Here is a 14,111-nt window from a genome sequence, read left to right on the forward strand (position 1 = left end):
CTATGCTAAATTTTGGAGATAGAATAATGATTGATAAGAGTAATATTATCTTACAGGCATTTTGGAGAAAACTTTAAAATAACTTTTAAATCTAAAAAAGAAAATGAGAATTCAATTTACAGCATATTTATGTTTCCAAATATAATGTATAAGAATCATAATTTTAATTAGAAATTTAGTGAATAAGAGCCTTATTTTATAGGCTCTTTTTATATTAATTATTTAAAAGGAGTGGTAATTTTGAATATAAAAACATTAACAGCCCATGCAGGACACAACCCAGATGGTAAAGTAGGTTCTGGAGCAGTAGGAAATATAAAAGAATCTACAGAGGCAAGAAATGTGCTAAAAGAGTTAATACATTTAGCTCAAAAAGAATGTAAAGTTTATGATACTACATGTAATAATGGAACTTCTCAAAGTGACATATTGAATAAAATTATAGCTAAATGTAATTCATATAATACTGATCTAAATGTAAGTATACATTTTAACTCAGGTGGAGGTAGAGGAGTAGAAGTTTTAGTATATAATCTTAATGACAAAGAAACTGTTGAAATAGCTTCAAGAATATGTAAAAAAATAACTGAAACTTATCATACAAAAGGTGATAAGGACTTTAAAAATAGAGGCGTTAAAGAAAGGAAAACTCTAGCATTTTTAAGAAGAACAAAGTCAAAGTCAATTTTAGTTGAGTGTTGCTTTGTAGATACATCTGACACTAAAAATTACAATGCCAAAGATATGGCCATAGATATTTTTGAAGGAATATTTAATAAGTCTGTAGTTAGTAAACCACAAGAGGACAAAGTGAAATACGCAATAGTTTATGATGGGGAAGTAGATAAAGTTATAGCCCAATTAATGGCCATGAATTATAAAGCTAATGAAGTCTATGTGTGCGAGTTGAAAAATTATATTCCTGGACATTGTGAAAATCTATATGTAATAGGTGGAGCATCCAGCAAAATCAAAACTAGTGAGAGATTTACTAAATTACAAGGTGATGATAGATGGGCTACACTTCATAAAGTATTGAATTTTATAGGTAAGTAGGAGGTATAAATTGAATATATTAGATAAATCAACAGCAACACTAGAGCAAGTCTTTGCATATTTAGATACATTAAAAAATAACTCTAATCCACCACATTATTTATGCAGAGCTATAGTACCAATTATATATAAAGAAGCAGAGAAAAAAGGTGTAAATCCAGTTATTGCAATTGCTCAAGCTTTTGTAGAAACTGGATATTTTAATTTTGGTAGAGTTCTAAATCCTTCCTATTGCAATGTATGTGGACTTAAAGGAAATAAAGGTGGAGGAGATTTAGACGCAACAGCTCATACAAGATTTAATTGTTGGGAAAATGGAGTATCAGCATTTATTGACCATCTAGCACTATATGCTGGAGCTAAGGGGTATCCTAAGTATAGTGAATTAGTTGGTAAGGTTGAATATAAAGTAAATGGAACTACATTAGACCCTAGACATTTTCCATATTTACATGGAGAAGCTAAAACAGTAGAAAGTTTATCTGGTAAATGGTGTCCAGATATGAACTATGGTCAAAGCATAGTAAACATATGTAATAAGATAAGTTCAATGAAAGTAGAAAATAATGATATAAAATTAGAGCAAATAAAGACTAAAGTAAAAGAATTAAATGAAATTCTTGGATAGGAGGAAATTATATGGATATAATGCAATTTATACCTGAAAATTTAATAATGCTAATAGGTGGACTTTACATATTAGGAACTTTTATAAAAGAATCTAATATTAAAAATAAATACATACCTTTCATATTATTAGTTATAGCAATGATAAGCAGTTGTTTATTTATGAAAGAGCTATCAATAGAAGCTGTCTTTGAAGGTATTTTGTGCTGGGGAGCATCTATAGGAATAAATCAAATACAAGTGCAGAATAGAAAGGAAAAATAGATGTTATCAAAAGAAATGGTTGAATTACTAAGTCAATATGGATATACAGCCATACTTTTAATGGTACTGATGTTATGGCTTGGAAAATATTTAGAGAAAAATAGACAGCTAGAGCAAGATGATAGAAAAAAAGAAAGAGCATATTTTTCAAGAGAGATTAGAGAGCAAAGAGTTTTATTTGGAAGTACGATAGACAAATTTGACGATAAATTAGATAAGTTTGCTGAAGCTCTTAATACTAATAATAGTAGGCTTGAAAGGGTCGAAACAGATATAACAAAAATTAAAGATAAATTAGAGACTAGGGATTAATTTCTCTAGTCTTTTTTATAAGGAAGTGATATATTGGCAAAACAACGTAGTAAGAGAATAAGTATAACTGGAGAACCAAATCCAGAGAATATTAAATTATGGAAGCAATATAAAAGAGCAAAACAAATAGCTGGGAAAAGTGAAAAAACAATATATAACTATGAATGTGATGTAATGCAATTTTTTAAGTTTTTAAATATAGAATGTTTTGATGCACTATTAACAGATATAAATGAAGAAGAAATAGAAGCTTATATAGGTTATTGTATGGAACAGGGAAATAATGAAAAAAGAATTAGACGTAGAATAAGTTCAATTTCATCATTACTATCATTTTTAAAGAAGAAGAGGAAAATTACTGACAACTGGTGTGAAATGATAGAAAGACCAGGAACTGGTGAAGAAGTTCAAAAAAGAACCTTTTTAAATGAAGAGCAGTTAAGTAAATTAAAAGAAAAGCTTTCAGAACAAGACAATTTACAGTTAGAAGTTTATATAAATTTAGGTTTAGCAACAATGGCTAGAAGTAATGAGATAAGTCAATTTAGATGGGACAATATAGATTTAGATAATAGATGGATTCATGGTATTACAGCCAAAGGTGGCGTCTCAAGAGATTTTAGATTTTCAGAAGAAGTACAGCAATTACTAATAAAGTGGAAGGATTATTTATCTCAACATGATATAGATTATCCATATATATTCTTTACAAAATATGGAGGTAAATATAATCAAGTCAATTCAAATGTCTTAAGTTCATGGGTTAAAAAAGCTTTTAAGCTAATTGATATAGAAGGTGGATATAATCATGACCTTAGACATAGCATGTCTAATCTTTTGAAAGATAGAGGCGTTCCAATAACTACAGTTTCAAAATTGCTTGGACATAGTGGGGTTGATGTAACTATAAACCACTATACAATAGAAAATAAAAATAAATTAGCTGAAGAGTATGATAAGTTTATGTAAATTGAAAGGAAGTAATATCATGGCATGTAAAGGTCGTAAAAAAGGTAAGAAAAAGAGATAGATAATAAGCCCTCTAGGGATTACTCTTAATTGAGTTTTCTTTAGAGGGCTTTATTTTTTTGCCCATAATGACCTTTTATGTAAATTTTATGTTTTAAAAATTTCTATTCATTAATCAATGACTTTTTTTATAGTAATTAAATATATATAACATATATTTACTAATAGTATATGTTATATAAGTATATTTTTGACGTGTATAGCATATTATTAAGATAAATAAGTTAATATAATCTAATAAGGACTGATGCAAATGTTAGAAGATGAAATATATGATATAGTTGGCAAAAGGATAAGGAATTATAGAAGAAAATCAGGATACAGTCAAGAAGCTTTAGCAAAAAAGGCTGGTTTATTTCCTGCTTATTTAGGTCAAATTGAGAGAGGTGAAAGCAAGGCATCACTTCGTTCGATTTTTAAGATTGCAACTGCTCTAGAAATGCCTCTTGAGATTTTGTTTGAAAATATTATACAAAATGAAAAAGATGTTGAAACTATTTCATTTGAAGCTTATGAGTTAATCGACAGTTTAACTGTGAAAGAACAAAGAGCTATGATTAAACTAATAAAAGAAATAATTGAATACCGAAAATTTGGAGAATAGAAATAAAAGAAGATATCTTAAGATTGAGACATCTTCTTTTATTTTATGTTAATATATACTTATAACATATATTTTATTATTTTAATGTCTATATATGTTGTTATTCCAATATTAGAAAGGAATGTTTATATATTATGCAAAAAATATCACCAGCAGAATTAAAAGTTATGAAATATATTTGGAAAAAAAATAAATTAGTACTATCAAAAGAGATTGTTAAAGCTATGGAATTAGAATATTACTGGAAAGCTACAACAACATTTACTGTTTTAAAAAGACTCATAAATAAAGGATTTTTAGATTCTGAAAGAGTAAAAAGGATAACATATTACGAAATAATTATAACCGAAAAAGCCTATTTAAACTTTGCAACAAAACAATTTTTAACTGAGATACATGATGGTTCTTTAGAAAGTTTAATTGAATCATTGCTAGATACACTTAGTGAAAAAGACATTAAAAAGTTGTGTATGTATCTAACTAAATTAAAAAACACACTTGACTTTAGTTAATCAAGTGTGTTTTTGGCTTGGATTATATTAATTGTTCCTTAAATTCGCATTTAGAGAATAGTATATTTGAAATCTTTAGTCGTCTTCTTCCCAGTTTTTTACCCATTCTTCTAATGAGATTAACTTCTCATCTGTTAATTCTTCTTGGCATAATGATGCTAAAAGGCTTTTTATAGAGTTAGAACCTAGAAGTTCATGTATTTTTTGTGATATAAACTCAGAATACTCATCTTCTTTAATTGAAATTGTATAATATGTACATTGGCTTGTTTCTTGAACATATAAGAATCTTTTATTTGATAACTTAGATAAAGTCTTTAGTATTGTTTTTTCTGACCAACTATATTTTTCTTTCATATAATTAACAACATCATATGATTTTACTTTTGTATTTAAATTCCAAATAAATTTCATTACAGTTAATTCTGACTTTGATAATCTTCTTAAATACATAATTATCGCCCCAATCATTTGTTTATTTAACTAAATATTACAGCAATAATTCTATACAATCAAATCCAATTATTACCATATAATTAGAACAATAAGTAAGTATTTATAAAATTTTAATATCATCTAAAATCCGACGCTCTATATGCCATTCTAAGGCTTTATAAAAATTACTCTTTGTGTTTATACCTTTAATTTTTATTATTAATTTTATATTTATTGATAATAATTATTAATTAGCTTTAAATAGGTTTTCAGATATTCTATCGGAAGCTTCTTTATCCATTTCTTTAAGTACATGAGAATAAACATTAAGTGTAGTATTAATATTTGAATGCCCTACTCTTTCAGATATTACTTTTATAGGTACTTTAGAATTTATAAGCAAAGTAACATGTGAATGTCTTAAATCATGAAATCTAATGTGTGGCAAATTATTATTCTCTAAGAACCTTCTGAATTTCTTACTCATTACATCTTCAGCAATTGGATTTCCTTTTCTATCAAAGAATAGTAAATTATGTTCATTTCTAATAACGCTTCTTAATAGCCTCTTATTCTGCTCTAACTTATAATCTCTCAATAAATTCATAAGCTCTATTGGTGCAAATATTTTTCTAATCGAACTTTCTGTCTTAGGCTCTTTAAGTGTAACAGAGCCATCTAATCTGCTAGTTATCTTACTTATAGTTATTGTATTCTCATCAAAATCAATATTATCCCAAGTTAATCCCAAAACTTCTGAAAGTCTTAATCCTAGACCTATAGCTAAACTAATAGGAAGCTCAAGATTAGTCCCTTTAGCTAACTCTAATAATTTTAACATCTGCTCTTTATCATAAATTTCATTTTTAAACTTCTTAACTCTTGGACTTTCTATACCGTCTATAATATTTTCTTTTATTAACTTAATTCTATATGCTCTCTTGATGGCAAGTCTCAATACATTTATATGTACTTTAATAGTTTGAGGATTTAAGTTACCAGCTAAGTCATCTATATAATTTTGTACATGAATATTTCTCAACTCTTGAAGACGATATCTCCCAATAGAAGGATTAATATGATTCTTACAAATAGCAATGTAGCTTTTATATGTAGATGCAGAAATATTATCTTTATATTTTTCAAGGAAGTCTAATAAAAATTCAGACAGTGTGATTTCATTTGGAACAAGAAAACTATCTTTATATATACTGTCCTTAACTTCAGCCAATCTTTTGTTGGCATCTCTTTTTTTATCAAAAGCTCCCATATTCTTTTGTTTTCTTTTTCCTGATTCATCATCTCTAAATTCTAAGTACACTACATAATTTTTATTTCTTTTTCTTATAAAAGCGTTCATAGTTACCCTCCTATCAAAATTCATATATTTATTATAACATATAGAGGAAGCAAAAAATAGTCATTTTAGCTGACTTTCAACTGACTTTTTTAATTATTTTATTTATATAATTATTGAAATTACTTAATTATAAAGAAATAAGGCATAGAATGCATCATTCTATGCCTTATACTAGCATTTTATTATTTTTTTATATTTTCCATTTTAAGCAATCAAATTTCTAAATAGGATTAATTATAAGCATTAATTTTTACAAAGCCTTAAAATCGAATTTAAGAGGTCGTTTTTTATTTTCTAGTGTATTTACATTTTGGATACTGACTACATCCCCAAAATTCACCATACTGACCTTTTCTTTTAATCAAATGTCCAATTTGACATCTAGGGCATTTATTCTCTTCAGTAATATTTCTTAAATTTCTAACATGCTCTCTAGTATTTTGATTAGTAGTTTTCATACAATCAAAAATTTTATCTCTGATAATTTTTATTTCCTCTTTATCAATAGTTATAGTCTTATATTCACTTATTGTACTTAATATTTCATTTTCATTTCTGACTATAACATTATTGTCATTTATAGTTACATTTTTTAAAGTAGCTTTGTCTGAAAAAACAATTATTGAATATATATTATATTTATCTCCTATTACATTTTCTATTGCTTTAATATGAGCATAGTTTTGCCTTACCGGATTATAGAATGTATTTTTAGTTTTCCCTACAATTTGAGTCCATACTTTATCTTTATCATTTCCATAAATATAGCCACTAAAATTTTTACATTCTATAACAAATATTCCATATATAGAAATTACAATACTATCAATTTGTGTAGTCTTATTTGAGCCTGGTATAATAATATCTTTAATTATTATGTAATCTTTGCCTAATCTGCTAAGTATAAAATCTAATCTAAGTTCTCCAAATCCACCTTTTACTTGTATTTTAGTATCTTTCACAATAGTATTGACTTCTTTTGCAGTTCTACTAAGTTCTTCTGACATAAATACTTTTTCAAATATCTCCTTAAACATCCTCACCATCTACCTTTCAACATATACTTTAATTATAACAGCTATATATGTCTTAAGTGATTAAACCTTACTATAATAAATTTATTATTTAAAATAAAATCAACTACCTATTAAAGTAGTTGATTAATTGCTTTATTCAGTATATGTATATTTTGATATTTCACCTGTATAAATATTGACTAAATATGGTGTATATCCACCTGCATTATGCTCTATACCATTCATATCTACATATGTATTAAATGGGCGAACATATATATACATATCATCTTCCATATTTTGAGCTTCTATATGATTTGGTAAAAATCCATGTTCTTTCATAAATAAGTCTCTAACTAAATCCTCAGCATTTTTGAATGAAACCACTTTTTCCATACGTAAATCTTCATATAAAAGTTTATAATCTGATATGTCATTCTTATTTATACATAGACGCTCAGAATACTCCTGTCCAGCAGACACATAACTAAAAACATAATAATAATTACTTCCATTTTTATAATTATCATCAACTAAGTATACTCCATCATATGGTATATTGTTTATATCCCCTACTTCATAACAATTATACCAATCTTTAGCTAATTCTTTAGCTTCTTCAAGTCTAGTTTTTTTAATTACTCCAGTATTAGAATCTCCTATCCCATTAGTGACATTCAAACATTCTTCTAGTAACTCCTCTGTTATGTCTCCAACTGTTGTAATTTTAGTGGCATTTTTTAATATTGACTTATTACTATTATTATCAACTAAAACAACTGGACTCTTTAAAGAAGATGCTAAAAGTGCATTAGTTAAGTTTCTAGAACCAGCTATATAAAATTCTTTTATCCCATTATAAAATTGATTTATTATTTTTTTATTTGTATCAAATCTGTCAGAGCCTCCCAATCTTGTTGAGTTTGTATTTTTAACTAATGTATCATTCATTGTAGTTGTGCCTCCAATTGCATATGATTTTACTTCATTAGTTGAAAATGGCACATTTTTTCCATCTGTTAATATTATTGCTGCTTTATCTCTTGCTGCTACAGAAGCTATACTTATTGCATCTGGCTCTCCTTTATATGCATTTGTTAACATAACAGTATTAATTTTTTGTTTAGAATTTATTTCCTTTGCAACATTATAACTAGTTTTTATTCTATCATCCCCATCAATTCTCTTTACATTGAATCCTTTTGATGTTAATGTATTCTCTACAGATTTATTTATTGATTTTATCCCACCTATCAAATAGACTGTTTTCACTTTGCTTAATCTCTTCATTGTCTCATTTGGTATGCTACTATTTTCAGATAAAAGCATTGGTGCATTTAATGTTCCTGATAATCCACTAGCACTTAACCCATCTGCTATGGAATCACTTAAATTAACTAGTATCGCAGTATCATAACTTTGCTTATCCGCTATAAGTCCTGCTGTTTCGTATATTGTAGATACTTCAATCTCATCTACTGAATTAAGTGCATAAGATTGTTTTGGAAAACTAACTATTAACATTGTTATAACTAATCCTAGTGATAATAATTTTTTTGGTAATTTCATTGTGTATCCCCCTCATTTGTTTAAATTAACCTTTACCTAAATAGTAATACATAAATACAAAAAAGTCATCTAAATTAATAGATGACTCAATCATTTATGCTACTTTTTCAATATATTTTTCATTAACAACATAAGTCTTAAACTTATGTACTACCATAATATCCTGCATATTACCTAGTGTCATTATAACTCTAACACATTTATTCCTAATTTCTTTTGGTAATTCTAAGTCATTTATTAAATTTACATAATCATCGTATCTGTACATTTAATATTCCTCCCAAAGTTAGTCTAGGATATATTATAGTACTCTAATTCATTTTTTTCAATAGAAAATCTTAATCCTGTATAGATATTTTCTAAATGATATAATGTCATACATTTGTCATCATAGTAATAATTATATTTTTCTAGTACTCTGTACTTATTCATCTCTCTTTATACCAGTACTTCCGAATCCATTATTACCTCTTTGTGAGCTAGACAGTTCATCTACAACTTTCAATACAGCTCTTGGCACTTGTTGAAATACACCTTGGGCTAATTTAGTATGTTTAGGAATTACTATTTTGAAGTCTTCTTCATTGTATGTAATTATTTTAATTTCACCTCTATAACCTGAATCAACTGTACCTAATCTCACAACTGGATGTACTACAAAACTTTTTTTAATTTGTTTTTTAGGTTGCATTTTATCACATACAGTCACATCTCTTGTAAATAACATTCCTTTTAAGCTTATACCACTTCTAGGTCTGATTTGCATTTCATATCCATAAGGAATTTCCAACGCTATACCTGTAGAGATTGCTACTGCTTCCTTAGCTGGAATTACTGTATTTTCCAATGTATATAAATCTATTCCACTATCGCCTTCTTTAGCATAAGATGGTATTATTGCAATAGGATTTAATTTCTTTACTTTTACATTTATACTCATTAATTTAATCTCCTTTTTTAAATATATTTAACCATTCTTCTACTGGCTTCTTTTTTACTTTTCCGTTTATATTTCCTTTAGTTCTCCCTTTTGATAATAATATTGAATTTGTTGCACTTTCCAATTCATAACTCTCTGATATGTATATATTAGTAAAATCTTTATTATTTATAATAAATTTTTCATAATTAAAAGAAGATGTATATCCAGACATGTTTTTATATGGTGGGTCAATATATATAATCATATCTTTATTAAAATTAAACTTTATATTTTCAATATCTATATTTATAGCATTTATACTACCACTTAAACGTTCTGCTATATCTTTAACTCTATTAAATAAAGTATCTGGCATGGGCATCATGGGATTTACAGGACTTTTTCTATTACTTGTCTCTGTTGGTTTCCAATAACTTCTAAATGAATTGTTCTTCCATTTATTCTCTTTCAAACATATTTGTTTTGAACCAAAACTTCCACTCTGTAATAATAAATAGTGATAAATTATTTTATTAACCACTGTATTATTATTTAAGTATTTTAAGTATTTTTGTATATTATGTACTTCTGGAAGTTTATCTATTTCTTGTTTAAATATATTTATATCAAATCTATTGTTTGAAATACTTTCCCAAAACATCCCGAATACACCATTATCAATCATAGTAATATTTTGAGGGTATATACCTCTATTTATAAGCTCCAATGTTATAGCTCCGCTGCCACAACACAAATCATAAAATTTTGTACTCTCTTTTATTTCATTTTGTTCAAAAATTATATCTACTATTTGTTTTGCTAATCGTTGTTTTCCACCTTGATAACTACAAGGTGGAGTTAGTTTTTTATTTAAATTTTCTATGTTTATCATCTCATTTCATTAACTTTTATAAATTTTATTTAAATAAGCTATCCCAAGTGCTATAGCATCATATATATCACTTGTTTTAGCTTTACAAGTCCTATCAATGTACTCTCCAATATCAATAATATTTTCTCTTACATAAACAGCTACTTCTTCTTTTTTAGCTTTACCACTATTCATAAGATATTTTCTAATAGAGACTGGATACATATATTCAATCTCTACATTATTTAATTTAACAGTTCTCATTATTGCACCTAAGAGTTTTCTTAAACTAAGAATTGTTTTAGAATTTCTAGAAGTGAATTGGTCTTCAACTAAGACTATTTGAATATTATGAGTTGTAATTATCTCTTGAATTGTATTACAGATATAACACATTCTCTCATCTTCAGACTTGAATTTATCTTTTTTAGTTACTATTTTTCCATATTTTAATACCTTTTTATTTCTATTTATAACTGCCCATCCAGTTGAGGACATGGATATATCTAGGGCTAAAATCATTCAATTCCCTCTTTCATATGTATTTTTACTTGTTTTACTGCGTTAATTAGATTAGTATTATTTGGTATTGCAATATAATTTTCATTATTTAGAAAATCTTTAAATTTTATCTTATCATCTCCCAATCTTCTCTCAATTTCTTTAGGATTATCACCTCTATTAATAAGTCTTTTTCTCAATATATTTTCATCTGTATTTATAAAAAATGGTATTAACTTAGTTTTTGTTCCCATAAAATATTTTTCTAATGCCTTATATCCACTTGCATCCACTATAGTCAAAGCATATTTTTTATTCTCTAATTCAGATTTATGTATACCATATAGCCAAGTGCTGCCATCATGAACTATATATTTTCTCATTTCTATAAAATTATTTTTTTCTTTCTTAAAGAATTTATTATCTACAAAATGATATGTTTTATTGATGATTTCTGATTGGCCACGAGGAGGTCTTGTTGTATGTGATATTAGAATTGGAATATTGAATTGCTTTGAGATTTCTGTTACTATACTATCTTTACCTGAACCTGAATATCCTAAAAATACAAATATCTTATTCATTAAACTCTCTCCTTTAAATTCTTTATTCTTGGAAAAATAATTTTTTCTATATATTGTTTATTTGTTTCTGTTGCTATATATTTTCTATTTGTTTCAATACATGCAACTATATCACTTCCACTACCAGCAAAAGGAATGTAAACTAAATCTCCTTCATTAGAAGATGTTTTTATTATATGTTTAATCATATCAACAGGTTTAGGTGTCATATGGTTTATTTTTATATCATCTTTACTATATTCCCATATATTTGTATATGGTCTTATCATACTTTTTTGTTGTTGTATGTTAGTTCCTTTAAAATTCATATATGGTTGATTAAATAAATATCTATTACTTTCATATTCTTGTCTTAATGACTCATATTCATTTCTTAAATTATTATATTCCTGTTTCAAATCTTTATATTCTCTAAAAAAAATAAATTTATCTATGTTAAATATTTTTATTAAATCATTATATGTTTCTTCTGTTGGCAAGTCCCATTGAGAACTTTTCCATCTAAAACAATGGTCTGCTCTGCTTCCAATTTTAGTCAATATATTCTTTTTATTTAATTTTAGTTCTCTTTGTATACGCTCAAAATAATCTCTAAGAGAACGAAAATTATTTGTATCAAGCATTATTTTACTCAATCCTGTTTTATCTTCGAATGTAAAATAATATATGTACTCAGTAAATGTTTTTCCATATCTTCTATTTGAACCATAAGTTTTAATTATTCTTGAAAAATTATTGTGTGTGTTTATTTTACTCCATACTATTTCATTTTGAAGAACTAAATTGGATTCATATTTAAATTTGTATAATACATCAATCATTATATTTGTATCATTGTGAAACAAATATAATGAACCATTGTTTTTTAGTATTCTTTGAAATTCATACAAAAGTTCTATTAACCAATTTATATATTCTTTTTCATTTTTAAATTGTTTATCTCCCACAGATTCTATTTTAGTTGAATAATAAGGTGCGTCTGCTATAATTAAATCTATACATCCATTAGGCATAGTCTTAATGTATTCTATACAATCCATATTATAAATTTTATTTACCTCTATAAAAATCACTCTCCAATCTTATTAAAATTCACATTTTATTATGATTTTGATTTTCTAAACCCCTTATCTTCCTTGTGTTATAATCTTTTCTCTACTGATTACTTTTGTCATCACTTTTGCACCAAACACTCTTGTCATTGAAATTTAGCTGTTTTACTTTAGTTCAGTACTATTTTCTTTCACTATTTCATCTTTGATTTGTCTATATAATTCTTCTGATATTGTGGCATTTATTTCAATACTTTTTTCTGTTATTGTTTTATTAAGATTATTAATAAAATTGTTTGTAATATCAAAACCAGCTAACATAACTGAGAAGAATATTCCTATCAATACTATAATGTCTAATATATATTCTCCCATACAGGATGGATTAGAATAGAATCCAATTTCGGTATTTCTTCCAAAGTATAAACTATATCCAAAATTAAATATTAGAAAAAATATTATCAAATATAATGCTCTATATTTATTTCTAATTATCTTTTTCATCTTCATCATCCACCTTTTTTATTTCTTTTAATTCCCAAGAATAAATCATTCTTTCAGAAGTTTTATATTTCTTACTTGTATCTAATTTAATAAATAATTCTTTTGCTTCTTTAATTTTACCCTTACAAGTGTGTTCTATTATATCTTCATCTGATTTGTATTTTATTTCTACCAAATCACCTGTATATAAAATCAAACCATTTTTTAATAGTATTTCTTGTCTGACTTCTTGTATCATATATACCTCCTAAATATAGAATTCTTTCATATCATCTAATCTTAAACAAGCCAATTTACCATTATCAAAACATGCTCCACAGTCTATATCTATTAATCCTTCTTGTCTATATATCTCAGCCTTCTCATAATTTTCAATATTTTGAGTTGGTGTATGGCCAATAATAATTACATATCCTTTTATACACTTATTAGATTCCAATATTGTTCTATCCCATACACAGATATCTTCTTCTTGCATATCTATTATTTGTTCTATATTAAGATTCTTATAGTTATTTGGAAGGTATAATCCAGCATGAACCAATATAAAATTATCTACTATCTTTAAAAATGGAAGATTTTTAATATATTTATAAAAACTTTCTTTATATTCAAATTTTTTATTTTTCAATCTATAAAAAGTATCATCTCCTCCATAAAAGTAAAGATATCTATCATTAGTATCTCTCCAGTTTTCCTGAAACATTAACTCATGATTGCCTTTAAGAAGTGTTATATTTTTATGATTTCTTATATAATCTATAATCTCTAAAGATTTATCTCCTCTATCTAATACATCTCCTAAGACATATAAATGGTCATTTGAATTGAAATTGATTTGCTCTAACATTAAAATAAACTTATCATACATACCATGCAGGTCACTCATTACA

General features: G+C 26.3%; 21 protein-coding genes. 7 read left to right on the plus strand and 14 right to left on the minus strand.

Annotation, left to right across the window (positions count from 1 at the left end; translation table 11 throughout):
- Nucleotides 1-231: 231 nt before the first annotated feature.
- From KGF41_RS13835 to KGF41_RS13865, 7 genes are all read left to right on the plus strand, one after another.
- Nucleotides 232-1,056 carry an N-acetylmuramoyl-L-alanine amidase gene (locus tag KGF41_RS13835; protein ID WP_227856758.1) on the plus strand — a complete coding sequence of 275 codons (825 nt, stop codon included), beginning with the start codon at nt 232-234 and terminating at the stop codon, nt 1,054-1,056.
- Nucleotides 1,057-1,066: 10 nt separating this feature from the next.
- Nucleotides 1,067-1,684 carry a glucosaminidase domain-containing protein gene (locus KGF41_RS13840; RefSeq protein ID WP_227856759.1) on the plus strand — a complete coding sequence of 206 codons (618 nt, stop codon included), beginning with the start codon at nt 1,067-1,069 and terminating at the stop codon, nt 1,682-1,684.
- Nucleotides 1,685-1,695: 11 nt separating this feature from the next.
- The gene (locus KGF41_RS13845) at nt 1,696-1,947 is read left to right on the plus strand and encodes a phage holin family protein (RefSeq protein WP_009895116.1); all 252 of its coding nucleotides are present in this window, start codon (nt 1,696-1,698) and stop codon (nt 1,945-1,947) included.
- The gene (locus tag KGF41_RS13850) at nt 1,948-2,259 is read left to right on the plus strand and encodes a hypothetical protein (RefSeq protein ID WP_227856760.1); all 312 of its coding nucleotides are present in this window, start codon (nt 1,948-1,950) and stop codon (nt 2,257-2,259) included. It abuts the gene before it with no gap.
- Between the two features lie 33 nt (nt 2,260-2,292).
- Nucleotides 2,293-3,228 (plus strand): site-specific integrase, encoded by a 936-nt coding sequence (locus KGF41_RS13855; protein ID WP_227856761.1) that lies wholly within the window; start codon nt 2,293-2,295, stop codon nt 3,226-3,228.
- 313 nt (nt 3,229-3,541) lie between these two features.
- Nucleotides 3,542-3,892: a helix-turn-helix domain-containing protein gene (locus KGF41_RS13860; RefSeq protein ID WP_227856762.1), complete on the plus strand. Its 351-nt coding sequence runs from the start codon at nt 3,542-3,544 to the stop codon at nt 3,890-3,892.
- A 134-nt stretch (nt 3,893-4,026) separates the two neighbouring features.
- A complete protein-coding gene (locus tag KGF41_RS13865; protein WP_227856763.1) occupies nt 4,027-4,404 on the plus strand; it encodes a BlaI/MecI/CopY family transcriptional regulator in 378 nt (125 codons plus the stop codon).
- Nucleotides 4,405-4,479: 75 nt separating this feature from the next.
- On the opposite strand, the gene KGF41_RS13870 is transcribed toward KGF41_RS13865, so the two are convergent.
- The 14 genes from KGF41_RS13870 to KGF41_RS13935 all read right to left on the minus strand — a co-directional run bounded on the left by KGF41_RS13870 (nt 4,480) and on the right by KGF41_RS13935 (nt 14,107).
- Entirely contained in the window at nt 4,480-4,857 is a 378-nt protein-coding gene (locus KGF41_RS13870; protein ID WP_227856764.1) for a BlaI/MecI/CopY family transcriptional regulator, read from the minus strand.
- A 229-nt stretch (nt 4,858-5,086) separates the two neighbouring features.
- A complete protein-coding gene (locus KGF41_RS13875) occupies nt 5,087-6,199 on the minus strand; it encodes a tyrosine-type recombinase/integrase (protein ID WP_227856765.1) in 1,113 nt (370 codons plus the stop codon).
- 287 nt (nt 6,200-6,486) lie between these two features.
- Complete coding sequence (locus tag KGF41_RS13880; RefSeq protein ID WP_227856766.1) at nt 6,487-7,236, minus strand: NERD domain-containing protein; 750 nt, start codon at nt 7,234-7,236, stop codon at nt 6,487-6,489.
- Nucleotides 7,237-7,368: 132 nt separating this feature from the next.
- Complete coding sequence (locus KGF41_RS21035) at nt 7,369-8,784, minus strand: cell wall-binding repeat-containing protein (RefSeq protein ID WP_285894917.1); 1,416 nt, start codon at nt 8,782-8,784, stop codon at nt 7,369-7,371.
- A gap of 94 nt (nt 8,785-8,878) precedes the next feature.
- Nucleotides 8,879-9,052: a hypothetical protein gene (locus KGF41_RS13890; RefSeq protein WP_227856767.1), complete on the minus strand. Its 174-nt coding sequence runs from the start codon at nt 9,050-9,052 to the stop codon at nt 8,879-8,881.
- A 23-nt stretch (nt 9,053-9,075) separates the two neighbouring features.
- The gene (locus KGF41_RS13895) at nt 9,076-9,216 is read right to left on the minus strand and encodes a hypothetical protein (protein WP_227856768.1); all 141 of its coding nucleotides are present in this window, start codon (nt 9,214-9,216) and stop codon (nt 9,076-9,078) included.
- Nucleotides 9,209-9,724, minus strand: a complete 516-nt coding sequence (locus KGF41_RS13900; RefSeq protein WP_227856769.1) for a deoxyuridine 5'-triphosphate nucleotidohydrolase — start codon at nt 9,722-9,724, stop codon at nt 9,209-9,211. Before KGF41_RS13900 ends, KGF41_RS13895 begins: the two co-directional genes overlap by 8 nt.
- A gap of 4 nt (nt 9,725-9,728) precedes the next feature.
- Nucleotides 9,729-10,598, minus strand: coding sequence for a DNA adenine methylase (locus KGF41_RS13905; protein WP_227856770.1), 870 nt, complete (start codon nt 10,596-10,598; stop codon nt 9,729-9,731).
- A gap of 9 nt (nt 10,599-10,607) precedes the next feature.
- On the minus strand, nt 10,608-11,099 hold the full coding sequence (locus tag KGF41_RS13910; protein ID WP_227856771.1) for a crossover junction endodeoxyribonuclease RuvC: 492 nt from the start codon (nt 11,097-11,099) through the stop codon (nt 10,608-10,610).
- Complete coding sequence (locus KGF41_RS13915) at nt 11,096-11,662, minus strand: guanylate kinase (protein ID WP_227856772.1); 567 nt, start codon at nt 11,660-11,662, stop codon at nt 11,096-11,098. The genes KGF41_RS13910 and KGF41_RS13915 overlap by 4 nt, the downstream gene beginning before the upstream one ends.
- Nucleotides 11,662-12,702, minus strand: a complete 1,041-nt coding sequence (locus KGF41_RS13920; protein ID WP_227856773.1) for a site-specific DNA-methyltransferase — start codon at nt 12,700-12,702, stop codon at nt 11,662-11,664. The genes KGF41_RS13915 and KGF41_RS13920 overlap by 1 nt, the downstream gene beginning before the upstream one ends.
- Before the next feature lie 177 nt (nt 12,703-12,879).
- The gene (locus KGF41_RS13925) at nt 12,880-13,218 is read right to left on the minus strand and encodes a hypothetical protein (protein ID WP_227856774.1); all 339 of its coding nucleotides are present in this window, start codon (nt 13,216-13,218) and stop codon (nt 12,880-12,882) included.
- Nucleotides 13,202-13,456, minus strand: coding sequence for a hypothetical protein (locus tag KGF41_RS13930; protein ID WP_227856775.1), 255 nt, complete (start codon nt 13,454-13,456; stop codon nt 13,202-13,204). The genes KGF41_RS13925 and KGF41_RS13930 overlap by 17 nt, the downstream gene beginning before the upstream one ends.
- 9 nt (nt 13,457-13,465) lie before the next feature.
- Nucleotides 13,466-14,107 carry a metallophosphoesterase gene (locus KGF41_RS13935; protein ID WP_227856776.1) on the minus strand — a complete coding sequence of 214 codons (642 nt, stop codon included), beginning with the start codon at nt 14,105-14,107 and terminating at the stop codon, nt 13,466-13,468.
- Nucleotides 14,108-14,111 lie beyond the last annotated feature (4 nt).

Origin of the sequence: Clostridioides sp. ZZV14-6150, from assembly GCF_020657875.1 — a bacterium.
In the GTDB taxonomy this organism is placed as follows: Bacteria; Bacillota; Clostridia; order Peptostreptococcales; family Peptostreptococcaceae; genus Clostridioides.